The following is a 23881-nucleotide window of genomic DNA, read 5'->3' as shown; positions in this document are numbered from 1 at the left end:
TTTCGTGTTCATGGCCACCGCCTATTTATACATGCCCTCGCGCAAGTTGATGCCATGCTCCAGCCACGCCTTGAGCGCGCAGAGCATCTGCGCCCACCCCTGGCAATTGCCGTAGGAGGCGCTGAGCGCACCCTGATTTTCGCGCCAGCCTTCCTCGGCGATCTCGACCAAAGTGCGTCCGTCGTCGAGCCCCTTGAAGCGCATCGTCACCTTGGTGCGATAATCGCTGTCCTTCTGCTCGGCGCCCTCGACATTGTGAGGCTCGCCTTCGCTCGCCTGCCATTCGAGGACGATCTTCTCGTCCTTGACCACTTCGGTCACATAGACCGGAAAGGCGCCAGGGAAATCGGCGAAATCCCACGTCACCGTCGCGCCGGTCTCGAGCCGGCCGTCGGCGCCGCCGGTGGTGAAATATTCGGACAATGTCTTCGGATCGGCGACCGCCTCGAACACCTCGGCCACCGGTTTCGCGATCCGCGCCGCGACCCTGAATTTCAGTTCCATGTCTATTCTCCGCTTGAGTCACATCCTTTTATGTTATATTTATATAACATGTCAATTCACGACCAGTTCGACGCGACGTTCAAGGCGCTCGCCTCGCCGATCCGGCGCCAGATTCTCGACGACCTGAAGGACCAGCCGCTGACGACCGGCGCGCTGTGCGGCCATTTCGCCGACATCGACCGCTGCACGGTGATGCAACATCTGAAGGTGCTGGAGGATGCGGGGCTGGTGATCGCGGAGCGCCGCGGGCGCGAGCGCTGGAACCATCTCAACGCGGTGCCGATCCAGGATATCCACGACCGCTGGATCGGCCCGCACGCCGCCGCCGCGAGCGCACGGCTCGCGCGGTTCAAACAGTCGGTCGAGGCGCAATGAAAAAGGCCGGGGCGTCGCCGCCCCGGCCTTTCTGCTTGTCGTCGATCGCTCGGCTCACCAGCCCTGCGGCTTGCCCTTGTTCTGCGCGTCGAGCCATGTCTTCAGCGGCGCGAAATAATCGGCCATCGCCTTGCCCGACATTTCGCGGCTGCCGGTGAAGGCCTGCAGCGCATCGGGCCAGGGCTTCGACGCGCCCATTTCGAGCATCGCGTTCAGCTTCGCGCCGACCTGCTTGTTGCCATAGAAGGAGCAGCGATGGAGCGGCCCCTTCCACCCGGCCTGCTTGCACGCCGCCTGATAGAATTGGAACTGCAGCACGCGCGCGAGGAAATAGCGCGTGTAGGGCGTGTTGCCCGGAATGTGGAACTTCGCGCCCGCGTCGAACGCATTCGCCGGCCGCGCGCCCGGCGGGACGATACCCTGATATTGCGTGCGCAGCTCGGTCCATTTCTTGTTGTAATCGGCGGGCTGGATCGACCCGTCGAAGACGCCCCAGCGCCAGCGGTCGACGAGCAGGCCGAAGGGCAGGAAGGCGACCTTGTCCATCGCCTGACGCAGCAGCAGGCCGATGTCCTTGTCGGCGCTCGGCACCTTCGCCTTGTCGAGCAGCCCGATGTCGACGAGATATTGCGGCGTGATCGACAGCGCGACGAAATCGCCGATCGCCTCGTGGAAGCCGTCGTTCGCGCCGTTGAGGTACAGGAACGGCTGCTTGTTGTACGCGCGCTGATAATAATTGTGGCCAAGCTCGTGGTGGATCGTGATGAAATCGTCGCCGTTCACCTTGATGCACATCTTGATGCGGATATCGTCCTTATTGTCGACATCCCACGCCGAGGCATGGCAGACGACTTCGCGGTCGGCGGGCTTCAGAAACTGGCTGCGCTTCCAGAAGGTTTCGGGCAGCGGCGCCAGCCCAAGCGACGAATAGAAATTCTCGCCCGCCTTGACCATGTTGAGCGGGGTCTTGCCCTGCGCGGTCAACAGGTCGCCGATGTCATAGCCGAGGTCGCCGGTCCCCGCGGGCGCGACGAGCGGGTAGATATTGCCCCATTCCTGCGCCCACATATTGCCGAGCAGGTCGGCGCGGATCGGACCGGTCTTGGCCTGCACCGCGTCGCCATATTTCTCGTTCAGCTTCCAGCGGACATAGGTGTGGAGCGCGACGTATAGCGGCTTCATGTCCTGCCAGATCTTCTCGGTGACCTTGGCGAATTCCTCGGGTGGCATGTCGTACCCCGAACGCCACATCGCGCCCGTGTCGGCGAAACCCAGCTCCTTCGCGCCGGCGTTCGCGATGCCGACCAGCTTGGCATAATCATCCTTCATCGGCGCGCCGACCTTGTCGTGCCAGCTCGTCCACATTTCGGCGAATTGCGCCGGCGTGTGCTTGAGGTCGCCCATCGCGGCCTCGATGTCCGAGCCCGAGATTTCCTTGCCGTCCAGCGTGCCGCGGCCCTTGCCGTACTGCGACTGCAGGTCGGTCGCGATCGTGTTAAGCTCGGCCGCGGCGCCCGGGGTCGTCGGCGCGGGCAGCACGATGCCGGTGCGCAATATGTCGAGCTTGCGCTTCGTGTCGGCGCTGAGCCCCGCCACATCCTTATATTTGGCGGCTTCGAGCGCATATTTGACCGATTTTTCGGTGCCCACCGCGTTGATCCGCGACGCCATCGCATCGGTATCTTCGGTCAGGTAAGTGCTGTTGACCCAGTTCACCTGGCTCGCCTCGACCGTATAGTCGAACAGGTCCTTTTCGACCGACGCGATAAAGGCGTCGGCGTCGGCTGCCGTGGGTGCGGCCGTCGCCGCGGTTTGGGCAAAAGCGGGGGTCGCCACCGCGAGCGACAGGGCAAGCGACAGCGTCGAAATCATGGCTTTCATGGGGTGCGTCCTCTGGAAAGTTATCGCAGCGCTCTACGGCGCATGCGAACAGCTAGGCGCTTGGCGCGAGTCCGGTCAAGCCGCGAGAAAGGCGGCGATCGCCTCGCCCAGCTCGGGCTGGGTGACGCTCGTCATATGCGTGCCGGGGATCGTCGCGAGCCTGGCGTCGGCGAGCGCCGCAACCAGCTCCTCGGCCGATCCATTGTCCTGATCCTGCGCGCCGCACACGACGAGCGTCGGCATCGTCAGCGCCGCGAGCATTTCGGGGGTCGTGTCGGTGAAGCTGTCGAGCAGATGCCCCGCCGCGATGCGGTCGACCTTCATCGTCTTCATAAACTGGATCGACAGCCAGGTGTCGTCGCCGCGCTTTGCCGTTTCATATTCGGCGATGACGCGCCTGAAGAATTTGCCGCGCCGCTGCCAGCCGGCAAGCCCCGCCAACCCCATCCCGCCGAGGATCAGCCGGCGTGGCAGCATCCCCGCGACCACCGCGCGCGCGCTGGTGCGCGCGCCGAGCGAAAAGCCGCCGAGGTCAAAATCGGTCAGGCCGAGATGCGCCACCAGATCCTCGAGGTCGTGCACGAGCACGTCGGGCGGATAAAACTCCTCCTCGTGCGGCGCGTCGCTCGACCCGTGGACGCGCAGGTCGGGCATGATCACGCGATATCCTTCGGATGCCACGCGCGCGGCGGTGCCGAACTTGATCCAGTTGACCTCGCCGCTCGAAAACAGGCCGTGAAGCAAAAAGAGAGGGCGTCCTTCACCCATCTCGCGCCACGCCAGCCGCACGCCGTCGCGCGCTTCGAAATATTGGGGTTCGTTCGTCATGCGCCGCGCTATGCGCCCATCGCGCCCGGTTCGGCAAGCGCCGATCAGCGCGGGCGCAAGCCCTTTTGCTCCATGCGCCATTTCGCCATTTCGATCCGGTCCTGCCCGAAGAAGGGCTCGCCGTCGAATACCAGAGTCGGCACGCCCCAATGGCCGGCAATCTCGAGCGCGACCTGGTTCGCCGCAATCTCGTTATCGAGCAGTTCGGCCTCACTCACCGCTTCGGCGTCGAGCTCGGAGAGGTCGAGGCCGGCGCGTTTCGCAGCGCCCGCCAGATGATCGCCGAGGTGCCAGTCCTGCGCCCCGCCCCAGATGAGCTGTGCCGCTTCATGCGCAAAACCAAGTCCCTTGCCGCGCCGCGACGCCGCCTGCCCGAGCCGCGTCAGGCGATAGATATAAGGTTGCTCGGCCGCGATCGCGCGGGTCGCGATGTCCTGCACGATCGGATCGGGGCGCGGGGGGCCAAAGGGGATGCCATGAAACTGCGCGACCCGGATCATGTCGCGCACCGTATAGCTTAGCCAATTGGGATGGTTGCGCTCGAAGAAGTCGGGCTGGCGGATCGCAAGCGGATAGACCGGGCGCAGGTTGATCGTCAGATCGTGGCTGGCGGCGAGCGCGCGATAACGGCCGATAGCGAGGTAGCTGTACGGCGAGCGAAAGGACCAGAAGAGGTCTGCGGTCAAACTCATAACGTCATCCTGCCGAAAAACGCGCTCGGCGCAAGCAGTGTAAAGAAAATTTACACCAGATTCGAGATTGTTGGCTGCAAAATCCGGACGTTGAAAATAGTAGCAATTGCTATTATATCCTAGTCCATGAGTGAAACGATCGGATTCCTGCTCAACGATACCGCGCGCCTGTTCCGGCGTTCGTTCAACGCGCGCACGCGCGATAGCGGCATCACCGCGCTGCAATGGCGCCTCATCACCTATCTGAAGCGGCACGAAGGCATAAGGCAGGGACCGCTCGCCGAGCTGATCGAGGTCGAACCGATCACCTTGTCGCGCATGGTCGACCGGCTGGTCGAGGCCGGACTGGTCGAGCGCCGCGCCGACCCCGCCGACCGCCGCGCCTGGCAGCTCTATCTGACCCCACGCGCCGGCGAGCTGCTCGGCGGAATGCGCGAGATGGCTGACGCGCTAACCGCCGAGGCGACCGAAGGGCTGAGCGCAACCGAGCGCGACCAGCTCATCGATCTCGTCGAACGCGTCCGCGCCAACCTCTCCCGCCGCATTTGCCAAAAAGAAGAAGAAATCGCCTGATGGACCAGCTCTCCCCCTCTCGCCCGAAGGCCGAAAACGCCACCCCGCCCAAGGCGGCGCCAAAGGCCGACCCCTTGCCGAGCCCGGCACTCGAAACCGAGAATGCGTCCAAGGCGAGCTGGCGCACGCGCATCCTGATGTTCGGCCTGCCCTTCGCGTTGATCGCGGGCGGCGCCGGCTGGTGGCTGACGAGCGGCGGGTCGGTGTCGACCGACAATGCCTATGTCCAGATGGACAAGGTGTCGGTCGCCGCCGAAGTCGGCGGGCGGATTACCGAGGTTGCGGTGCGCGATGGCCAGCAGGTCGCGAAGGGCCAGCTGCTGTTCCGCATCGATGGCGAACCCTATGCGCTGACCGTCGCGCAGGCGACCGCCGCGATCGACGCGGCCGAGGTCGAGGTCGGCAATCTGTCGGCGAGCGCGAACACGTCGAATGTCGACATCGCTGCGGCGCGCGAGGATGTGAAGTTCGCGCAGGTGACCTTCGACCGGCAGGCGGCACTGATGGAAAAGGGCTTCACAACGAGGGCCGCCTATGACGCGTCACGCCACGCGCTCCAGCAGGCGCGAGAGAGCGTACGTCAAGCCGAGGCGGCCGCCGCCGAAGCGCGCACCAAGCTCGCCGCCGGCCCGTCGAGCGGGATCAACCCGCAGGTCGAGGCGGCGCGCGTCCAGCGCTCGCAGGCGCAGGTGAACATGGGCCGCACGACGGTTCGCGCGCCGAGTGCCGGCCGTATCGCGCAGTCGGACCGGCTGCAGGTCGGCCAGATGATGGTCGCGGGGCTTCCCGCGGTGACGCTGGTCGATACCGCGCATCCGTGGGTCGAGGCCAATTTCAAGGAAACCGACCTCGCCGACATGCGCGTCGGCCAGCGCGCCGAAATCAGCTTCGACGCCTATCCGGGGGTGAAGGTGCGCGGCCATGTGCTGACGATCGGTGCGGGCACGGGCAGCGAATTTTCGGTGCTGCCGGCGCAGAATGCCACGGGCAACTGGGTCAAGGTGACGCAGCGCGTGCCGGTACGCATCGCCTTCGACGAAAAGCCCGCGCGCGACATGATCGCGGGGCTGTCGGCGGACGTGCGGGTGTTTACGAAGTAACGTCCGGTGGCGAGCAACGCCCTTCCCCGTCGGCCGTCGGCCGCGGCGCTCCCTGATGACGAGTCGATCCCGCTGCACGAACGCGTGCGCTATCGCGGGCTGCTGACCGTCGCGGTCATGGGCGCGTCGATCATGCAGATCCTCGACACGACGATCGCCAATGTCGCGATCCCGCACATGCAGTCGGCACTCGGCGCGACGAGCGAGACGGTGACGTGGGTGCTGACGAGCTATATCCTCGCCTCGGCGGTCGCGATGCCGATCACCGGCTGGCTCGCCGACCGCATCGGGCGACGCGAATTGTTCATCGCCGCGGTCGCGGGCTTCATCGTCGCGTCGATGGCGTGCGGCGCCGCGCAGACGCTCGAGCAGATGGTCGCCTTCCGCTTCCTGCAGGGGGTCAGCGCCGCCTTTATCGGCCCGCTGTCGCAGTCGGTGATGCTCGACATCAACCCGCCCGAGCGCCATGCGCGCGCGATGTCGATCTGGGGCATGGGGATTATGATCGGGCCGATCCTGGGGCCGATATTGGGCGGCTGGCTGACCGAAAGCGTCAACTGGCGCTGGGTCTTTTACGTCAACCTGCCCGTCGGGCTGATCACGCTCGCGATGATGTGGGCGCTGCTGCCCAAGACAAAAAGCGTCACGCGGCGGTTCGACCTGTTCGGTTTCTCGATGCTCGCGCTGGGGCTTGCCGCGCTCCAGCTGATGCTCGACCGCGGCGCGCATCAGGACTGGTTCGAGAGCATCGAAATCTGGATCGAACTGGGCGTCGCCGTCTCCTGCCTGTGGATGTTCGTCGTCCATATGTTCACGGCGCGCGCGCCCTTGTTCAGCCGCGCGATGCTCGCCGACCGCAATCTCGTCACCGCGATGGGTTTCATGGTCGTGATCGGCGTCGTGATGTTCGCGTCGATGGCGCTGCTGCCGCCAATGCTGCAGAATCTGTTCGGCTGGCCGGTGATCGACACCGGCATCGTGCTCGCGCTGCGCGGGATCGGCATCCTCGCCAGCATGTGGGTCGCGGGCCAATTGCTCGGCAAGATCGACGCGCGGTGGCTGGTCGGAACCGGCCTGCTCATCGCGGCTTACTCGCTCTGGCAGATGAGCCATTGGTCGCTGATGATGGGAATGCAGCCGGTGATCGTCAGCGGGCTGGTGCAAGGGCTCGGCATGGGGCTGATCTTCATTCCCTTGAACACGATGGCGTTCGCGACGATCGAGCCGCAATATCGCACCGACGGGTCGAGCCTGCTCAACCTGTTCCGCAGCCTCGGCGCCTCGGTCGGCATCTCGATCGTCACCACGCTGCTCGGGTCGAACATCCAGCGGAGCCACGAGGATCTGGCCGCGCATGTCACCAACAGCTCGGTCAGCCTGCTCGACCCGTCGACCGCTGACCGCTTCGGCATCGCGGGCGATGCGGCGCTGGCGATGGTCAATGCCGAGATCAACCGGCAGGCAGCGATGGTCGCCTATATCGACGATTTCTGGGCGATGATGTGGGTGACGCTGGCGTCGGTGCCGCTGGTGCTGTTGCTACGCCCACCCAAACCGGGCGGGCCGAAGGCCTCGGCGGCGGATATGGGGCACTGACAGATCAGGCGCCGCGCCGCGCGGTTGCAAAACGCATGAACTCCATCGGATCGGGACTTTCGTCGAAGGTCGGCACGCCTTCTGCGATCGCTATCCATCCGCGCTTTCGCTTCACCCAGATATGCGCGAAGGGTTCGAGCTCCGATGGATCGTCGAGCGTCCCGGCGCGGACGATCGTCATCGCGGGATAGACGGTGTTCGCGTTGCACACGCGGCTGAAACAGTCGGGGCAATGCTGGTTGTTCGTCGTTCCGCCCGACGGGCGCTCGGTCGAAAAGGTCACGCTTCGCCCTGTCAGTGTCAACGCGTCGGTCGATACAATCAACTGATCGGCAAAGGCGCTCGCGGTCGATTTCTGGCAGTCGAGGCAGTGGCAGCAATAGTTGAGGAGCGGCCCGTCCTGCTTGAAGCTGTAACGCAGTTGGCCGCAGCGGCAGCCGCCGGTGATTTCCCGCGTCATATCAGCGGAAGAAACAGTTGGTGCCGGCGAACAACGCGTCGATCTTTGCCGCATCGCCGGGCGCCGCGAACATGCCGCCGATGAGATTGTCGCCGGTGCCGATGCTGAACTCCTCGCCCAGCGTGCTGTCCTCGAGGTCGACGATCGAGACCGATTCCTTTGCCTTGGCGCGCGTCGTGCCGATGGCGATGCCGCTCATCGTCGAATAGCTGTCGGCGCCGGGTTCGTTGCCGAGGAACCAGCCGGCGAATTTTCCGCCCTGGAAATTGAGCGTCATCGCGTCGTAGCGGGTGAATTCCATCGCGCCCGCGCCGCATTCCTCGTTGGTGCTGCGGTCATCCTCCTTGCCCGCAACATTGGCGAGCGCGGTTTCGGCCTGTGCGCGCGGGACGCCGAAGGCAAGCAGGCTGGTCTTGCCGCTGTTCGTGTCGACGAAGCGCAGTCCCTCGCCGTCGAGGCTGACCGCCGTGGTCGCCGCGGCGGGGCCGTCGGCCTTCGCCTCGGGCACCGCCGGGGCGACAGGATCGGCGTCGACGGGGGCTTTGTCGGCGGCGGGTTTGCACGCGGCGAGCAGCGCCACCATCGCGAGGGTCGTGAACTTGCGCATGCCTATCTCCTGTTCCCGATGATCGGCCCCATCGCCATCACCCCTATCGCACCCAGCAGCGCGAGCGCCATATCCTTTTGCGCGTCCCAGATATCGCCCTGCTGGCCATTGTAGCGGTCGGCGGTTTCGCCCGCCGCGACGATGGTGAGCAGCCATTCGAAGATTTCGTAGAGGCTCGAGATGGCCAGCACCCAACCAAGCACGGTTAAGGCCGCACCGCGCGGGCCGAGGCCGCCCCAGCGCCGCGCGATTTCGGCGACGGGGATGACCGACAGCGCGCCGAAGGCGAAATGGACGAGCCGGTCATAATGGTTGCGCGTCCATCCGAAGGCGTCGGAGAGGCTGGTGCCGGTCAGCGCGCGAACCCATTCGTCATAAGGGACATTGCTGTAGGCGTAGCGGCCGCCGAGCGTGTGGAGCGCCATGAAGAGCGCGATGCACGCGACGGCTGGCGTCGATAGCGGCCAGCGGCGGAGCAACCAGGGCGCCGCAACGATCAGCAGCATCGTCGGGATATGCTGGAGCAGCGCAACCTCGGGATAGGGCTGGTCGATCTGCGCGAGAAGGAGGAGCGCAAGGAGCAGGCCGATCAGCGGCCTTTGCGCTTCGGGGCGCGCCGGAGCAGTCGTCATCGACCGAAACCCGCCAAGGCAGAAATGGCGGAAAACTGCCTAACTTCACTCGCAAATGCAGGTGTCGGGCGCGGCATCGGTGCTTGCATCATGCCGAGGACCTAATCTAGCAAGATATTGTAGGACAGCGATTTTCGATGCGTCACCAGCGAAGCGACATACAGCTGAGCCCGGCGTCGATGCGCGCGATCTGGTCGGTCGGCAGCGGGCGGAAAGGCACGCCGCGCGCCGCCAGCATCGCCTGCGTCGCCAGCCAGCGCGTGCCGACGAGGACGGTATCGCGCACGCGGAGGATATTCGCCGCACCCTCTTCGCCGGGCGGGGTCAGCACGACTTCGAGGCCCGCAAATTCGGGACAATCGCGCATCGCGGGTACGGCGAGGATCGTGCTTTCGTCGATCAGGCTGCAGCCGGTCTTGAAATGGAGCACGCCCGCGGGCGTTACCGCGATCTGGGCGCGATAACCCAGCCGTTCGAGCAAAGCCGCGAGTTCGGTGGCACCCGCGCGGTCGGTGCGGTCGGACAGGCCGATGATCACGCGGTCGGCAAGACGCAGCACATCGCCGCCGTCGACATGGCCGGGGCCGGTCATTTCGAGCAAAGTGGCGTGGCGCGCCGCGAGCGCCTCGCGGATATGCGCGACTTCGCCCGCGCGGCTCGGAGCACCGGGGCGGAGCAGGATCGCGCCCTCGGGAAAGGTCAGCGCGACATCTTCGGTGAACAGCGCGTCGGGAAAGTCATCGAGCGGCGGCAGGACTTCGACGGCGAGGCCGAGTTCGCGGAGCGCCCCTACATAGGCGGCATGTTCGGCAGCAAGGCCGGCGAAGTCGGGGTCAGGGCCGCCGTTGGCACGGATGCCGCTCACCGCCGATGGGGCGGGGGCGCGGCAGAGGGCGTGGGTAAAGGCGCAGGGGCTGGTCATGCCAGCGGCATAGCTTGAATGCTTCGCCATCGCCACGGCGATCCTCCCTGTGCCGCAGGCATGGGGAGGTGGCAGCGCGAAGCGCTGACGGAGGGGTAGTGACGCGACGTCGCAACCCCTCCACCACCGCTTCGCGGCGGTCCCCCTCCCCATCGCTGCGCGACAGGGAGGATCTGGATTCAGCCCTTCTTGAGGTGGCGGCGGCCGAGCAGTTCGGCGATCTGCACTGCGTTCAGCGCCGCGCCCTTGCGGAGGTTATCACTGACGCACCAGAGGTTGAGGCCGTTTTCGACCGTCGGGTCTTCGCGCACGCGCGACACGAAGGTCGCGAAATCGCCGACGCATTCGACGGGGGTGATGTAGCCGCCGTCCTCGCGCTTGTCGTGGAGCACGACGCCGGGCGCTTCGCGGAGGATGCGCTGCGCGTCCTCGGCCGACAGTTCATCCTCCATCTCGATGTTGATCGCCTCGGAGTGGCCGACAAACACCGGCACGCGGACGCAGGTCGCGGTGACCTTGATCTTGGGATCGAGGATCTTCTTCGTTTCGACGACCATCTTCCACTCTTCCTTGGTCGAGCCGTCGTCGAGGAACTTGTCGATGTGCGGGATGACGTTGAAGGCGATCTGCTTGGTGAACTTCTGCACGTCCTTTTCGTCGCCGACGAAGATCTGGCGCGTCTGGTTCCAGAGCTCGTCCATGCCCGCCTTGCCCGCGCCCGACACCGACTGATAGGTCGAGACGACGACGCGCTTGATCTTGGCGGCGTCGTGCAGCGGCTTCAGCGCGACGACCATCTGCGCGGTCGAGCAGTTCGGGTTCGCGATGATGTTGCGCTTGGTATAGCCGTCGATCGCGTCGGGGTTCACCTCGGGCACGATCAGCGGCACGTCGGGGTCCATGCGGTAAAGCGAGCTGTTATCGATCACGACGCAGCCCGCCGCGGCGGCCTTGGGCGCGTGGATTGCGGTCGCGTCGCTGCCGATCGCGAAAATCGCCATGTCCCAGCCGGCCCAGTCGAAATTCTCGATATTCTGGCACTTCACGGTTTTACCGGTATCGCCGATTTCGATCTCGTCGCCCTGGCTGCGCGACGATGCGACCGCCGCCAGTTCGTCGTAGGGAAATTCGCGCTCGGCGAGAATGGCGAGCACTTCGCGCCCGACATTGCCCGTGGCTCCGGCGACTACGATACGATAACCCATTTACTCACTCCTCAAGGCAAGAACTTGGTTGAAAACGTTACGATAATTCAGACTTTCCAGCGGAAATGGCCGGTCAGCTTATGGTCGAACAGCGCATCCTCCTCGCGCGTGCCGCCACCGATATTGTGGAGGACGAGCGGCACGCCGGTCGTATCCTTGCGGTCGGACACGATGCCGGTGTGCGGCAACTTGCCGTTCACCATCGCGGTGAAGATGTCGCCCGGGCGCCAGTCGGCGGGATTGGTTGTGACGGGTAAGGATGCGCCCTGCCGCCGCCAATAGGTCGCGAGGTTGGGCACACGGCGATGGTCGATATTGCGGTCGGGGCGGCCGAGCCCCCAGTTTTTGGGATAGGCCGCAAAATTGGCTTTCATGTCGGCGTTTACAAGGGCCTGGAGGTCCTGGCCGAGCGCATCGCGAAACGCGCGGATCACGACGTCGGTGCAAACGCCCTTCGCGCGGTCGACATCGCCGTTCGGAAAGCGAAGCACGGTGTAGGCCGGGTCATAGGACAGCGTGACACCAACCTGCCGCCGCGCCGCCGCCACGACGCGCTGCGCATTGGTGAGCGCCGTCGCTTCGCCCGACACGCCGAATGCGAGCACCGCGCCAAGGAAGGCGCGCCGCGTCGGCTGGAACGGGAGGACGGACTGATGCATGAAATTCGCTTTGCCCAAAAGAAAACGACCGGCTCTGCCTGTTGGCGGAACCGGTCGTTTTTGAAAGCTGTTTCGGCTTTGTAGAGGAGAAGCTCTCCTTAGCCTTCGCCGGCTTCCGACCGGTATTCGCGGCGCTCCGCAATACGCGCCGATTTACCAGTGCGGCCACGAAGATAGTAAAGCTTCGCACGACGCACGGCACCCTTGCGGATGACGGTAATCGAGTCGATGTTGGGCGAATAGAGCGGGAACACGCGCTCGACACCTTCGCCGAACGACATTTTGCGCACGGTGAAGTTGGAGCCCATGCCCTTGTTCGAGCGTGCGATGCACACGCCTTCGAAATTCTGGACGCGGGTGCGTTCGCCTTCGACCACCTTCACGCCGACTTTCAGCGTGTCGCCGGGACGGAAGGTCGGAATGGTCTTCGCCGCTTTGGCGATTTCTTCGGCTTCGATCGTCTGGATGAGGTTCATGTCCTCTAGTCCTTTTCTTTTCGCCGCGCGCCAGAGGCAGGTCGGTCCCGAGCATCGACATGACGCTCCCAAAGGTCCGGCCTGCGTAACCGTATCTGTCGGCAAAGTCCCCCGATCGCAGCACTTCGGGAACCCTGCGCCCCGTCCGGATGACCGGTCGGGGATAAGCGGACGACGGGCGCGCGCAAGCAATGCGATTCGCCCGGTTCCACTCGAAGCCGCGGCCACTACGCCGGAAAGGTACGAAATGCAAGGGTCTCGGCAGGAAACCAGCGCGGCGGATTTAAACGGCCATTAACCAAAATCCGCCATGGACGGCAGCGGAGGGCCCCGATGCTGCAGATGACCGCCATAAAGCCGCTCGCGAGCCGCGCTTTTGCGCCCGCCGACGGCGCCGGGCTGGCGGCGTTCCTCAACTGGGCGCTGTGCTGGATGCTGCTGCCCAACCTGCCCTTCCTGCCGATCACCATCATGGGCGGACCGATGCGCGCGCCTGAAATCTGGCTGTGCGCCGCGGTCGGCTTCGTCGCGAGCTGGTTCGGATACTGGATCCGCCTTTCGGCCTTTTTCGGCCTCCTCACCTATCTGACGCTCGTTTTCATCGCGAGCATGTTCAACATGCACGTCAGCATGATCTTGTCGGTTATCGCGCTGGTGCTCGACCTCCGCCCCGCCGCCTCGCCCGAATATATGGTCGGCGGGGCGCTGCTGATCCTCGTGCTGGCGATCGCCGCGCGGCAGCTTCGCCGGCCGAACAATCTGCGCGGACTGCAATGGATGGCCGCCGCCGCGGCGCTGACCTATACGCTGGCAACCGCCGACTATGTACGGGCGCGCGACGGGTCCACCGCCTATAACCGCCTGGCGCCCGCCGACGCCCCCTTCACCTCGGCGACGCAGCAGACCGGCTTTCTGAAGCTCGCCGATGGCAAAAGGCATGTGATGATCGTCGTGGTCGAGGCGATGGGGCTGCCCACCGAGCCCGCGCTGCGCACACGGCTCGACGCCATCTGGACGCGCCCCGAACTCGCCGAGCGTTTCGAGATCAGCCAGGGCAGCACGACCTTTTACAATTCGACGACCAAGGGCGAGATTCGCGAGCTGTGCCAGCGTTGGGGCGATTATAGGGAGATCGTCGCGGCCGAGCCCGATTGCCTGCCCGCGACGCTCGCACGGCGCGGATATGGGACGCATGCCTATCACGGCTTTTCCCCGACATTCTTCGACCGCGACCGATGGTACCCGCTCATCGGGTTCGAGCGGATGAGTTTTCGCGACGCGATCGAGGCGCAGGGCGCGGGGCATTGCCCGAATGTCTTTCCCGGCGCGTGCGACCGCGACATCCCGCGCCTGATCGGCCGCGACCTCGCCGCGGCGAAGCAGCCGCAGTTCATTTACTGGCTGACGCTCAATTCGCACCTGCCGGTGGTCGCCAACGCCCAGTTGCGCACCGAGAATTGCCGCCAGCTCGGCCCTATGCTCGACGGAGACTATCCGCCGGTCTGCCGCCTCTTCGCGATCTGGGACGACACTGCGGCTGCGCTCGCCACGATGGCAAGCCGGCCCGATTTCCCGCCGACCGACATATTGATCGTCGGCGATCATATGCCGCCCTTCACCCAGCAGAAAAGCCGGATGATGTTCGACAGCACGAAGGTGCCTTGGGTGCTGCTGCGCTATCGGCCGCCGGAGCGTCCGGCAGAATAGGCGGCCCACAGATCGGGGCGCCGCGCCTTCGTATCGCTTTCGGCCTGCTCCCGGCGCCACGCCGCGATCTTCTTGTGATCGCCCGACCGCAGCACGTCGGGAATATCGCGCCCTTCCCAGCTGACCGGCCGGGTATAGTGCGGATATTCGAGCAGGCCTTGCTCGAACGATTCATCGTCGCCGCTGGCGGAGGCGCCCATGACGCCGGGAAGCAGCCGAATGCAAGCGTCGAGCAGCAACAGCGCCCCCATCTCGCCGCCCGACAGGATGATGTCGCCCATCGACACCTCTTCGATCGGCCTTGCGTCGAAGATGCGTTCGTCGAATCCCTCGAAGCGGCCGCAGAGGATGATCGCGCCGGGGCCGGCCGAAAGCTGGCGCACGCGCGCCTGCGTGATCGGGGTGCCGCGCGGGGTCATCGCGAGGATCGGAAGGCCTGGATGCGCCGCCACCGCATGGTCGATCGCCGCGCCCAGCACATCGGCCTTGAGCACCATGCCCGCGCCGCCGCCCGCGGGCGTATCGTCGACGGTGCGATGCTTGTCGGTCGCGAAATCGCGGATCTGCACCGGCGCGCAGTGCCAGGTCCCGCTTTCGAGCGCGCGCCCCGCCATGCTGTGCCCCAGCGGGCCGGGGAACATGTCGGGGTAAAGCGTCAGGGGGACGGCGTTGAAGGGCATATATCCCCATGCCGCCCACCGACCCCGCTTGGCAAGCGTCAGCTGTCGACGCGCACGCGTTCCATATGCGCCTTCATGCGCGCCAGCCCCTGCGCCATCATCGGTGCGACTTGCTGCGCGAGCGCGTCGGGCAGGAGGTCGGCGGTCCAGCGCACCCGCGCGCCACCTTCGGCCCCGGCGACTTCGAGCACGCCATTATGATGATCGAACGCCTTGATCGCCCAGACGAGGCGGCGGCGGTCATCGTCGACCGAGACGATCGTTTCGTCGGCCACCGCGCCGTTCGCAAAGGTGACGCGGCGTACCGGCGCGCCGTCGCCTTCGAGCATTTCGGTAGCGGCGACGAACCCGGGGACGAGCCGGTCGTGGAGCCGGCCGACGTCGCGCGCGGCGTCCCAGATCGTGTCGGGGTCGGCGGCAATGAAGATTTCGTGGTGGATCGAGGCCATCGGGCTTGCTCCTGCTCTGGCTATGCCGCCGATGATAGCGGCGCCGCCGCACCATCGCTGGCAGGAATCGGACGCGGTCACCGACACCCCCGGACAAGCGCGGCCGATTCCCGTATAAAGAGCGCATGACGCCGCCCGACGAACCCGACCTCGATTTCGCGCTGTGCGAACGGGTGCGCTATGCGCGCGATCCGGCCTATGACGGAATTATCTTCATCGCGGTCAAATCGACCGGCATCTATTGCCGTCCGGTCTGCCCGGTGCGCCAGCCGCTCTCGCGCAACGTCAGCTATTATCGCAGCGCCGCGGCGGCCGAGCGCGCGGGCTTTCGCCCCTGCCTTCGCTGCCGGCCGGAGACGGCACCGCGCTCGCCGGCGTGGAACGGCACCCGCGCGACCGTCGATCGCGCGCTGCGGCTGATCGAGGAGGGTGCGCTCGATCAGGCAGACGTCGAGGCGCTGGCCGGGCGGCTCGGCATCGGCGCCCGCCACCTGACGCGGCTGTTCCGCCGCCATCTCGACACCACACCGCTGGCCGCCGCGCGCACGGCGCGCATCCAGCGCGCGAAGCGACTGATCGATACCACCGACCTGGGCATGACCGACATCGCGCTGGCGGCAGGCTTTGGCAGCGTGCGGTCGTTCAACGCCGCGTTCCAGCAGGTCTATCGCCGCGCGCCAAGCATGTTGAAGCGCCGCGCGAGGCGGTAAAACAAATTCAATCGAACAATTTGCCGACAGCGTGACTTCTGCTTTTGCGGGCAAGAATTTGGCACATGGTCCATGAAACGGCGAATGCGCCACCGATGACCAGCGCGAGGCGATCCCAATGGATGGCCGTGCTATTGTCGGGCTTGAATAGTGCCAGCGGCACAAGGACGACAAAAATCGTCGCGACAACGGCCACGAGGGACCGTGCCATCCGATATCGCCGCTCGCTCAAACGAAACAAGACCGATGTTACGACAAGCAGGGCAGCGGCCCAGAAGGTCAGCAGGACAGGCCCCCTGATGCTGGCTAGTTCGACAGAAATCTCGATTGCCCCGACTCCTTGACGCGTCCTCGGTCCCACTGGTCGGCGAAGATCATGACGGCGGCTTCAATAGCGCGTCGGACAGCAGGTGGCGATCCTTGTCGATTTCGGCGTGCAGCCATTCGCGGAAGCGCTCGATCTTGCGCACGCCGACACGGTTGTCGCGGTGGACGAGCCACATGCCCGACGAGGCCGAAACATAGAGCGTGTCGAAGGGCTGGACCAGCCGCCCGCTCGCGAGCTCGCCCTGCCAATAGAGCGGGGTCATCATCGCGACGCCGAAGCCCGCCTGTACCGCGCTGCCTTCCTGCAACTGGCTGTCGAGTTCGATCCCGCGCCGGGTCGACGCCGGCGGCCTCGCCACGCCGGCCAAGGCGAACCATTCGGCCCACCAGCTGTCGTTCGGCGCGAGCCGCTGGACGCGGAGCAGGTCGGCGGGCTCGCGAATGTCATGTTCTTCGATAAAGGCCGGCGAAGCGATCGGCGCGAGATATTGGCGCATCAGGAAATCGGCACGCAGCCCGGGCCACACCCCCTTGCCGATGCGGATCGCGACGTCGACGTTCGAAGCATCGAAGTCGATCAGATCGTTGCTCATCGCCATGCGCACCGCGAGTTCGGGATATTGGAGCTGGAAGCTGCCGATGCGCGCGCTGAGCCAAGTGCCGCCGAAGCTGGTCGCGGCGTTGATCGTCAACACGTCCGCCTCGTCGCTGCCGAGCGCGGCGAAGGCGTCGCCCATCGTCGCGAAGGCGTTGCTGATCGCGGGGAGCAGCCGCTGCCCGGTTTCGGAGAGGCGCACGCGGCCTTTCTCCCGCACGAAGAGCGCGCGGCCGAGTCGGTCCTCCAATTGGCGGATTTGATAACTGACTGCGGCCTGCGTCAACCCCAGCTCCTCGGCGGCGCGCGAGAAATTCTGCAAACGGCCAGCGGCTTCGAAGGTGCGCACGGCGGCGAGGGGCGGCAGGCGGGACATGCCACCTTATAAGCTCAGCTTATAATATGGTCTACGCCTTTTGTTGGCGGAGCGATGCCGAGAGGTGCATCTAGGCAACATCAAGCGAAAGGAGATGAACGATGAAAGACGAGCAGTTCATGCGCGTTTGGAATGACGGTCATGATCATTTCAGCGCCGATATCGCCCGCGGCCTCCACTGGCTCGCGACCCCGTTCCGCCGCCTCGGCGAATGGATCGCCCTGCCGAGCGCGCCCGGCGAAGACAGCGTCTTCACCCGCGCCGCCGCGCGCTGCGGCATCCGCCCGCGCCGGGTGCGATAAATTTCCCCTGCCCTCCCCTCTCAAAGGTCCAGGGCGAAACGGGGTGGGGCCGTCCCTTGCTAAGGCCTCACCCCGTCGACATCAGCGCGCCTCGGGCGGCACGACGCGGAACCGCAGTGCCTGGATCGTGACGGGCGCCGTCGGCGCGAGCAGCAATTGCCCGTCGAGTTTGCCCTTCGCGCAGTTAAGGCGGAAGGCGGTCGACATCGCGCCGGTCGGCGCGAGCGGTTCGTCGGTCGGGCACGCCCCCACCTCGGCCTTCAGCTTCGTAAATTCGGCCTTCCAATTATCCGCCGAGCGGTCGAGCAGGAAGTTCATCGCGAGCTTGCCCTGCAGCGGGCCGAGGTCGCCGGCAGCATAAGCCGCCCTGGCCGCCGCATAGGCGTCCGCCACCGCCGGTGACACCGGCACCGCGCGCGTTTCGAGCAGCCCTGCCTTGTCCATAGCGACCGCGGTGTCCCACGCGGGGCCTGACGGTCCGGCATAGGTGCGGTTCGACAGCGCGAAGACCCCGATGCCGTGATCGGGCATCAGCATGACATGGCTGCCATAACCCGGATAACCGCCGCCGTGCGCGAGCGTCAGGCCGAGGTCGCAATCCTGCGCGACGCGCCAGCCCATGCCGTAGGCGCTCGACAGCTTGCACGCGGCGGCGCCGCTCGTGCCGGTCCGATTGACCACCGCGGTGAAGTTCAGCCCCTGCGCCATTTCGCGCACCGTTGCGCGCTTGACCGGCCCGGTGTCGGCATCGTCGCGCGCGGGCCAGGCGGAGAGCAGGAAGGCAACCCATTTGGCATAGTCGTTCGCGCTGACCTGCAACCCGCCCATCGCGTTGAATGCGCCGTCGACCATCTCGGGCTCGGCGGCCCAGCGATCGTTTTCCCAGCGATAGCCGAGCGCGTAGCGCGCTTTCGGGGCTTTCGGCGCGTCGAAGCCGCTGCTCGTCATGCCGAGCGGGGTCAGGATCGTCCGCTGGACATAGGCCGTGTACGGCATGCCCGAAGCATTGGCGACGATCCGGCCGAGCAAGGCATAGCCGAAGTTTGAATATTCATGTTGGCTCTGCGGCACGCGGCTGAACGGCACCCCCGCCGCGATCATCCGGGTAAAATCCTCCTGCGGCAGCACCTGCTGGCGGTCGCCCCACGGATCGTCGGTGACGAAGCCGCCGACATGCTGGAGCAGGTCGCGAATGCGGATGCGCGGACTGTCCTTGGTCGGATAGGTCCAGCCCTTCATCTCGGGCACATATTGTTCGGCAAGGTCGTCGAGGCGGAGCTTGCCGTCGTCGCGCAGCTTCAGGATCGAGAGCGCGGTGAACGCCTTGGTCATCGAGGCGATGCGGAACAGGCTGTCGGGGGTCACCGCACCTTTGTCGGTGATATTCTGGACGCCGAGGCCCTTCACGTAGGCGAGCTTGCCGTCTTTGACGACGCCATAGACGACGCCCGGAACATGCTGTTCGGCCTGAAATTTGGCGAAAAGCGCGTCGATTTCGGGGGCGAGTTGGTCGAGGGTTTTGGGGGCCGTTTCCTGCGCCGTGGCGGGAACCGCGCCTGTAAGCATGAGAGCAAAAGCGAAACCCGATTTCCAGCGCATGACAATCTCCCCGGTCATTTGCGACGGGGCTATCAGACTGGCGGGTCAGGACAATCGGCTATTCGACGAACGCCGCGTTCACGGTCACGACCTCGTCGGTCCATGCCGGCACCGCCTGTGCGGTCATCGGCACCATGAAGCGCTTGCGGTCGGGCTTTTCGATTTCGAGGATGTCGCCCGCGCCGAAATTGTCGATCGCGGCGACATGGCCGATCGCCGTGCCATCGGTCGACACGCACGGCAGGCCGAGCAGGTCGTGGTGGTAATATTCGCCCTCGCCCAGGGGCGGCAGCGCCGAGCGCGGGACGGTGAGCACGGTGCCGCGCAGCGCTTCGGCGCCGCTGCGGTCGGTGATTTCGGCAAAGGTCGCGACCGCGCCCTGATTGGCGGGGCGCACCGATTTCAACGTAAGCTTGCGGTCGCCCGCGTCGAAAACGGAAAAGGCGCGGAGAGACTCCGCGCCTTCGCCAAATAATTTGAGACGCACCTCGCCCCGCACCCCGTGCGCGCCGGCGATGGCGGCGAGGGTGACGGGGCGCGACGCGTCGGCCAAGACTTAGCCTTCGGCCTTTTCTTCGCCAGCTTCAGCAGCGGGCGCTTCTTCAGCGGCCGGAGCTTCTTCGGCTTCGGCAACCGGGCCGCCTTCGGCGACTTCTTCGGCGATCGCGGTCGCGTCTTCGGCGGTCGCGTCAGCCGGGGTTTCGTCGGCGACGGCTTCGGCAACGGCTTCGGCGGTTTCTTCGCTCTTCACCGAACCGGTTGCATCCGATTCAGCGGCTTCGGGAGCGGCAGCTTCTTCAGCCGGAGCTTCGACTTCGGGTTCCGGGGCCGGAGCGGCGGCAGCTGCGGCTGCGGCTTCTTCGGCGTCAGCCAGCTTCTGGGCCTTTTCTTCGGCGCGTTCCTTGGCCTTTTCGCCGGGAACACCCTTGTTCGGGTTGTTGCGGGCAGCGCGCTCGAGGACGCCCGCAGCGTCGAGGAAGCGGGCGACGCGGTCGGTCGGCTGCGCGCCAACCGAAACCCAATGCTTCGCACGGTCGGCGTCGAGCTTCACGCGCTCGGGATTGTCCTTGGCGAGCAGCGGGTTGTAGCTGCCGATACGCTCGATGAAGCGGCCGTCGCGCGGGCTGCGCGAATCGGCGACGACGATCTTGTAGTAAGGACGCTTTTTCGAACCGCCGCGTGCGAGGCGAATGGAGGTTGCCATGATATTTTCCTTCAGAGTTTAACGTTTAAAGTCGGGTCGATTATTTCTTTTTATTCATCAGATTAGCGAGCTCGGGCGGGATCGATCCGCCCCCGCCAAGGCCGGGGAGACCACCGCCGCCGCCCATGCCGCCCATTCCGGGAATGCCGCCGCCCTTGCCGAACAGCGCGCCGAGCCCCTTGAGCCCGCCCATCTTGCGGATCTTCTTCATCGCGCTGGCCATTTCCTGGTGCATCTTCAGCACCTTGTTGACCTGCTGCACCGTTGTGCCCGACCCGTTGGCGATGCGGATCTTGCGCTTCGCGGTCAGGATTTCGGGCTTCGCGCGCTCTTTCGGAGTCATCGAGCCCATGATCGCGTCGAAGTGGATGAGCATCTTGTCGTCGGCAGCGCCCGCCGCCATCTGCGCCTGCGCCTTCTTGATCCCGGGGATCATGCCCGCGAGCGCGCCGAGGCCGCCCATGCGGCGCATCTGGTTCAATTGCGTGCGGAGGTCGTTGAGGTCGAAGATGCCCTTGGCCATCTTCGCCGCCATCGCCTCGGCCTCTTCGGCCTGGATCGTCTCGGCGGCACGCTCGACGAGGCTGACAACGTCGCCCATGCCGAGGATGCGGCCCGCGATGCGCGACGGCTGGAAGAGTTCGAGCCCGTCGAGCTTTTCGCCCGTGCCCGCGAATTTGATCGGCTTGCCGGTGACGGCGCGCATCGAGAGCGCGGCACCGCCGCGCGCGTCGCCGTCCATGCGGGTAAGCACAACGCCGGTGAGCGGCACCTGATCGGTGAAGCGCTGCGCGACCTGCACCGCGTCCTGACCCGTCAGGCTGTCGACGACGAGCAAGGTTTCGGCGGGGTTCGCCGTACGCGACACCGCCTGCATCTCGTCCATCAATTGCTGGTCGACGTGGAGACGGCCCGCTGTGTCGAGCATCAGGACGTCATAGCCCTGGAGCTTCGCGGCCTGCAGCGCGCGCTGCGCGATTTCGACCGGCTGCTGCCCCGCGACGATCGGCAGGGTCGCGACGTCGATCTGCTGACCGAGGACGGCGAGCTGTTCCTGCGCGGCGGGGCGATTGACGTCGAGCGACGCCATCAGCACCTTCTTGCGCTCTTTTTCCTTGAGCCGCTTCGCGATCTTCGCGGTGGTCGTCGTTTTACCCGAGCCCTGCAGACCGACCATCATAATGACGGCGGGCGGGGTGACGGCGATTTCGAGCTCGGCGGTTTCGGAGCCGAGCATTTCGGTCAGCGCGTCGCTGACGATCTTGACGACCTGCTGCCCCGGCGTGACCGAGCGCAGGACATTCTGGCCGATCGCGAGTTCGGTGACCTGGTCGACGAAGCTGCGCACGACGGGCAGCGCGACGTCGGCCTCAAGCAGGGCGATTCGCACTTCGCGCATCGCCGCGCGCACGTCGGCCTCGGTCAGCGCGCCGCGGCCGCGGAGCTTCCCGAAAACATCGCCAAGCCGATTGCTCAGACTATCGAACACAGCCAAAATCCTTGCCTACAACGCCCGCAACGCAAAACACGCCGGTGAGCGAAACCTCGCCAACCAGCGGTATCCGTGGACAGTGTTTCCGTCGCGGATGTCGATATGCCCGAACGCAAAATGCGCGTGGACGCGGCGGCCTTTACGCAAAAGCGGCGTCAAAGGCAAGTCGCGGTGGCCATGCGCGCGTGAACGACGCGTCGGCGGCGCACTTAACCCAAATTTCACCGCTTTGCCCCCATAGAGCCCATAAGGGTGGGACAAATTCATATGACATCGACGCCGAAGCCATTCGACCGCAGCGAGGGCGCCAAACGCGACATCATAGCCGGCGGCATCGTCGTCGCCGCGATCCTGTTGTTCGTGGGGACGGGCAGCAATGTGATGCAGGCGGCCGTTCGCGCGCTGATCGGCATCGGCGGCGGCCCCGACCGCGCGCTGGCGACGGCGGTGATTCTCAATGTCGCGCTGATCCTGTTCGGCTGGCGCCGCTACAAGGATCTCAATCGCGAAATCCTCGAGCGTACCGAGGCCGAGCAGCGCGCGCGCTACCTCGCCGACACCGACCCGCTGACGGGCTTCCTCAATCGCCGGGCGCTGCTCGCGACGGGGCAGCGCCAGATCGCGAGTGCGATCGCCGAAAAGCGTCAGGTCGCGTTGTTCCTGCTCGATCTCGACCATTTCAAGACCGTCAACGACATCCACGGCCATGCCGCGGGCGACCGCGTGCTGCAGGTCGCCGCCGAGCGCATCTCGGCCGTGTTGCCGCCCAACGCCACCAAGGCGCGGCTCGGCGGCGACGAATTCGTCGCGATGCTGGTGTTCGAACCCGCGGCGCGCGCCGACGTCGATGCACTCGCCGCCGAACTCGTCATGGCGCTCGACAATAGCGTCACGCACGACGCGCAGCAGATCCGGGTCGGCGCGTCGCTCGGCATCTCGCTCGCCAGCGATGCCAGCGTCACGATGGAAACCATGGTCCGCCAGGCCGACATCGCGATGTATCATTGCAAGGACGAGGGCCGGAACCGCTTCTGCTGGTTCGAGGCCGGGATGGAGATGGCGGTACAGGTCCGCAACCAGATTGAAACCGGCATCCGCGACGGCATGCCGCGCGGCGAATTCGTCCCGCATTTCGAACCGCAGGTCGACATCGCCAGCGGGCGCCTGATCGGCTTCGAAATGCTGATGCGGTGGGAATCGCCCGAATATGGCATGATCCCGCCCGAACGCTTCATCCCGGTCGCCGAGGAAAGCGGACTGATCGGCGAATTGTCGCTGCAGGTGATCCGCGAGGCGATGGAGGTCGCCAAGCGCTGGGATCCGACGATCATGCTCGCGGTCAACATCTCGCCGCAGCAGCTGAAAGACCCGTGGTTCAGCCAGAAGCTCACCAAGCTGCTCGTCGAGGTCGGATTCCCGGCCGCGCAGCTCGAGGTCGAGATCACCGAAAGCTCTTTGTTCGAGAATCTGCCGCTGGTGCGATCGATCGTCACCAGCCTCAAGAATCAGGGCGTGTCCTTGAGCCTCGACGATTTCGGCACCGGCTATAGTTCGCTGTCGCACCTGCGCGCGCTGCCGTTCGACCGGATCAAGATCGACCGCAGTTTCGTCGCCGCGATGCGCGGCAGTCCCGATGCACAGGCGATCGTCGTCGCGATCGTGCGGCTCGGCGAAAGCCTCGCCATGCCGATCACCGCCGAGGGCGTCGAGGATGAGGCGACCGCGATCGAACTGACACGCCTCGGCTGTTCAAAGGGGCAGGGTTGGTATTTCGGCCGCGCCGCGTCAGCGGCCGACACCGAACGGCTGCTCGCCGACCGCGGCCTGCTGCGCACGCCGATGGCGCCGCCCGCCGGCCCCGACGCCAGCGAGGACGCGCCGCTGCGCAAGACGGCCTGATCCCGCCGCATCGCTAGACTTCGCGCCCGCG

26 protein-coding genes and 1 pseudogene are annotated in these 23881 nt (G+C 65.5%); 8 read left to right on the top strand and 19 right to left on the bottom strand.

From position 1 onward, the window contains the following. Window positions 1-21: 21 nt before the first annotated feature. Window positions 22-504, bottom strand: coding sequence for an SRPBCC family protein (locus tag V8J55_RS08205; protein WP_336445138.1), 483 nt, complete (start codon window positions 502-504; stop codon window positions 22-24). Window positions 505-552: 48 nt separating this feature from the next. Between V8J55_RS08205 and V8J55_RS08200 the strand changes: the two genes are divergently transcribed. Next, a complete protein-coding gene (locus V8J55_RS08200) occupies window positions 553-879 on the top strand; it encodes an ArsR/SmtB family transcription factor (RefSeq protein WP_324071535.1) in 327 nt (108 codons plus the stop codon). 54 nt (window positions 880-933) lie between these two features. On the opposite strand, the gene V8J55_RS08195 is transcribed toward V8J55_RS08200, so the two are convergent. The 3 genes from V8J55_RS08195 to V8J55_RS08185 all read right to left on the bottom strand — a co-directional run bounded on the left by V8J55_RS08195 (window position 934) and on the right by V8J55_RS08185 (window position 4280). Continuing rightward, window positions 934-2760 (bottom strand): M2 family metallopeptidase, encoded by a 1827-nt coding sequence (locus V8J55_RS08195; protein WP_336445137.1) that lies wholly within the window; start codon window positions 2758-2760, stop codon window positions 934-936. Window positions 2761-2835: 75 nt separating this feature from the next. Then, entirely contained in the window at window positions 2836-3588 is a 753-nt protein-coding gene (locus V8J55_RS08190; protein ID WP_336445136.1) for an alpha/beta fold hydrolase, read from the bottom strand. A gap of 44 nt (window positions 3589-3632) precedes the next feature. Continuing rightward, window positions 3633-4280: a 2-hydroxychromene-2-carboxylate isomerase gene (locus V8J55_RS08185; RefSeq protein ID WP_336445135.1), complete on the bottom strand. Its 648-nt coding sequence runs from the start codon at window positions 4278-4280 to the stop codon at window positions 3633-3635. A gap of 126 nt (window positions 4281-4406) precedes the next feature. On the opposite strand from V8J55_RS08185, the gene V8J55_RS08180 reads away from it, so the two are divergent. Genes V8J55_RS08180 through V8J55_RS08170 form a run of 3 tightly spaced genes read left to right on the top strand, consistent with a single transcriptional unit; the run spans window position 4407 to window position 7549 of the window. After that, a complete protein-coding gene (locus V8J55_RS08180) occupies window positions 4407-4853 on the top strand; it encodes a MarR family winged helix-turn-helix transcriptional regulator (protein WP_336445134.1) in 447 nt (148 codons plus the stop codon). Next, the gene (locus V8J55_RS08175) at window positions 4853-5953 is read left to right on the top strand and encodes an HlyD family secretion protein (protein WP_336445133.1); all 1101 of its coding nucleotides are present in this window, start codon (window positions 4853-4855) and stop codon (window positions 5951-5953) included. The genes V8J55_RS08180 and V8J55_RS08175 overlap by 1 nt, the downstream gene beginning before the upstream one ends. A gap of 6 nt (window positions 5954-5959) precedes the next feature. After that, entirely contained in the window at window positions 5960-7549 is a 1590-nt protein-coding gene (locus tag V8J55_RS08170; RefSeq protein ID WP_336445132.1) for an MDR family MFS transporter, read from the top strand. A gap of 4 nt (window positions 7550-7553) precedes the next feature. Here the strand turns inward: V8J55_RS08170 and V8J55_RS08165 are convergent, their stop codons facing one another. The 7 genes from V8J55_RS08165 to rplS all read right to left on the bottom strand — a co-directional run bounded on the left by V8J55_RS08165 (window position 7554) and on the right by rplS (window position 12510). Then, the gene (locus tag V8J55_RS08165; protein WP_336445131.1) at window positions 7554-8009 is read right to left on the bottom strand and encodes a GFA family protein; all 456 of its coding nucleotides are present in this window, start codon (window positions 8007-8009) and stop codon (window positions 7554-7556) included. A 1-nt stretch (window position 8010) separates the two neighbouring features. Beyond that, window positions 8011-8616: a hypothetical protein gene (locus V8J55_RS08160; RefSeq protein WP_336445130.1), complete on the bottom strand. Its 606-nt coding sequence runs from the start codon at window positions 8614-8616 to the stop codon at window positions 8011-8013. Window positions 8617-8618: 2 nt separating this feature from the next. After that, window positions 8619-9248 carry a DUF2238 domain-containing protein gene (locus tag V8J55_RS08155; protein WP_336445129.1) on the bottom strand — a complete coding sequence of 210 codons (630 nt, stop codon included), beginning with the start codon at window positions 9246-9248 and terminating at the stop codon, window positions 8619-8621. Window positions 9249-9390: 142 nt separating this feature from the next. Next, entirely contained in the window at window positions 9391-10200 is an 810-nt protein-coding gene (locus V8J55_RS08150; RefSeq protein ID WP_336445128.1) for a dimethylarginine dimethylaminohydrolase family protein, read from the bottom strand. Window positions 10201-10349: 149 nt separating this feature from the next. Beyond that, entirely contained in the window at window positions 10350-11375 is a 1026-nt protein-coding gene (locus V8J55_RS08145) for an aspartate-semialdehyde dehydrogenase (RefSeq protein ID WP_336445127.1), read from the bottom strand. A 47-nt stretch (window positions 11376-11422) separates the two neighbouring features. After that, window positions 11423-12034 (bottom strand): DUF1287 domain-containing protein, encoded by a 612-nt coding sequence (locus V8J55_RS08140; protein WP_336445126.1) that lies wholly within the window; start codon window positions 12032-12034, stop codon window positions 11423-11425. 98 nt (window positions 12035-12132) lie between these two features. Further along, complete coding sequence (rplS, locus tag V8J55_RS08135) at window positions 12133-12510, bottom strand: 50S ribosomal protein L19 (RefSeq protein ID WP_037513643.1); 378 nt, start codon at window positions 12508-12510, stop codon at window positions 12133-12135. 333 nt (window positions 12511-12843) lie between these two features. Between rplS and V8J55_RS08130 the strand changes: the two genes are divergently transcribed. Then, window positions 12844-14217: a sulfatase-like hydrolase/transferase gene (locus V8J55_RS08130; RefSeq protein WP_336445125.1), complete on the top strand. Its 1374-nt coding sequence runs from the start codon at window positions 12844-12846 to the stop codon at window positions 14215-14217. Here V8J55_RS08130 and trmD read toward each other — a convergent pair. Then, a complete protein-coding gene (gene trmD / locus V8J55_RS08125; RefSeq protein ID WP_336445124.1) occupies window positions 14187-14897 on the bottom strand; it encodes a tRNA (guanosine(37)-N1)-methyltransferase TrmD in 711 nt (236 codons plus the stop codon). The genes V8J55_RS08130 and trmD overlap by 31 nt on opposite strands. A gap of 38 nt (window positions 14898-14935) precedes the next feature. Further along, complete coding sequence (locus tag V8J55_RS08120) at window positions 14936-15346, bottom strand: SRPBCC family protein (RefSeq protein WP_336445123.1); 411 nt, start codon at window positions 15344-15346, stop codon at window positions 14936-14938. Window positions 15347-15471: 125 nt separating this feature from the next. Between V8J55_RS08120 and V8J55_RS08115 the strand changes: the two genes are divergently transcribed. Continuing rightward, window positions 15472-16056 (top strand): bifunctional transcriptional activator/DNA repair enzyme AdaA, encoded by a 585-nt coding sequence (locus V8J55_RS08115; protein WP_336445122.1) that lies wholly within the window; start codon window positions 15472-15474, stop codon window positions 16054-16056. Between the two features lie 7 nt (window positions 16057-16063). Here the strand turns inward: V8J55_RS08115 and V8J55_RS08110 are convergent, their stop codons facing one another. Both V8J55_RS08110 and V8J55_RS08105 read right to left on the bottom strand, forming a co-directional pair. After that, window positions 16064-16267: a hypothetical protein gene (locus V8J55_RS08110; RefSeq protein WP_336445121.1), complete on the bottom strand. Its 204-nt coding sequence runs from the start codon at window positions 16265-16267 to the stop codon at window positions 16064-16066. A gap of 163 nt (window positions 16268-16430) precedes the next feature. Continuing rightward, entirely contained in the window at window positions 16431-17354 is a 924-nt protein-coding gene (locus tag V8J55_RS08105; protein WP_336445120.1) for a LysR substrate-binding domain-containing protein, read from the bottom strand. A gap of 101 nt (window positions 17355-17455) precedes the next feature. Here V8J55_RS08105 and V8J55_RS08100 point away from each other — a divergent pair, with 101 nt between their 5' ends. Beyond that, window positions 17456-17656: a hypothetical protein gene (locus tag V8J55_RS08100; protein ID WP_037513636.1), complete on the top strand. Its 201-nt coding sequence runs from the start codon at window positions 17456-17458 to the stop codon at window positions 17654-17656. A gap of 81 nt (window positions 17657-17737) precedes the next feature. Here the strand turns inward: V8J55_RS08100 and V8J55_RS08095 are convergent, their stop codons facing one another. The 4 genes and pseudogenes from V8J55_RS08095 to ffh form a co-directional block, all read right to left on the bottom strand. Then, on the bottom strand, window positions 17738-19255 hold the full coding sequence (locus tag V8J55_RS08095; RefSeq protein WP_336445119.1) for a serine hydrolase domain-containing protein: 1518 nt from the start codon (window positions 19253-19255) through the stop codon (window positions 17738-17740). A 58-nt stretch (window positions 19256-19313) separates the two neighbouring features. Continuing rightward, the gene (rimM, locus tag V8J55_RS08090) at window positions 19314-19808 is read right to left on the bottom strand and encodes a ribosome maturation factor RimM (protein ID WP_037513634.1); all 495 of its coding nucleotides are present in this window, start codon (window positions 19806-19808) and stop codon (window positions 19314-19316) included. A gap of 213 nt (window positions 19809-20021) precedes the next feature. Further along, window positions 20022-20459 (bottom strand): annotated as a pseudogene (rpsP, locus tag V8J55_RS08085) (30S ribosomal protein S16); the annotation flags it as partial. A gap of 40 nt (window positions 20460-20499) precedes the next feature. Next, the gene (ffh, locus tag V8J55_RS08080) at window positions 20500-21948 is read right to left on the bottom strand and encodes a signal recognition particle protein (protein WP_336445118.1); all 1449 of its coding nucleotides are present in this window, start codon (window positions 21946-21948) and stop codon (window positions 20500-20502) included. Between the two features lie 270 nt (window positions 21949-22218). On the opposite strand from ffh, the gene V8J55_RS08075 reads away from it, so the two are divergent. Continuing rightward, window positions 22219-23850: a putative bifunctional diguanylate cyclase/phosphodiesterase gene (locus V8J55_RS08075; RefSeq protein WP_336445117.1), complete on the top strand. Its 1632-nt coding sequence runs from the start codon at window positions 22219-22221 to the stop codon at window positions 23848-23850. Window positions 23851-23881 lie beyond the last annotated feature (31 nt).

Origin of the sequence: Sphingopyxis sp. CCNWLW2, from assembly GCF_037095755.1 — a bacterium.
Taxonomy (GTDB): Bacteria; Pseudomonadota; Alphaproteobacteria; order Sphingomonadales; family Sphingomonadaceae; genus Sphingopyxis.
This window is presented reverse-complemented; position numbering and strand designations above follow the sequence as displayed.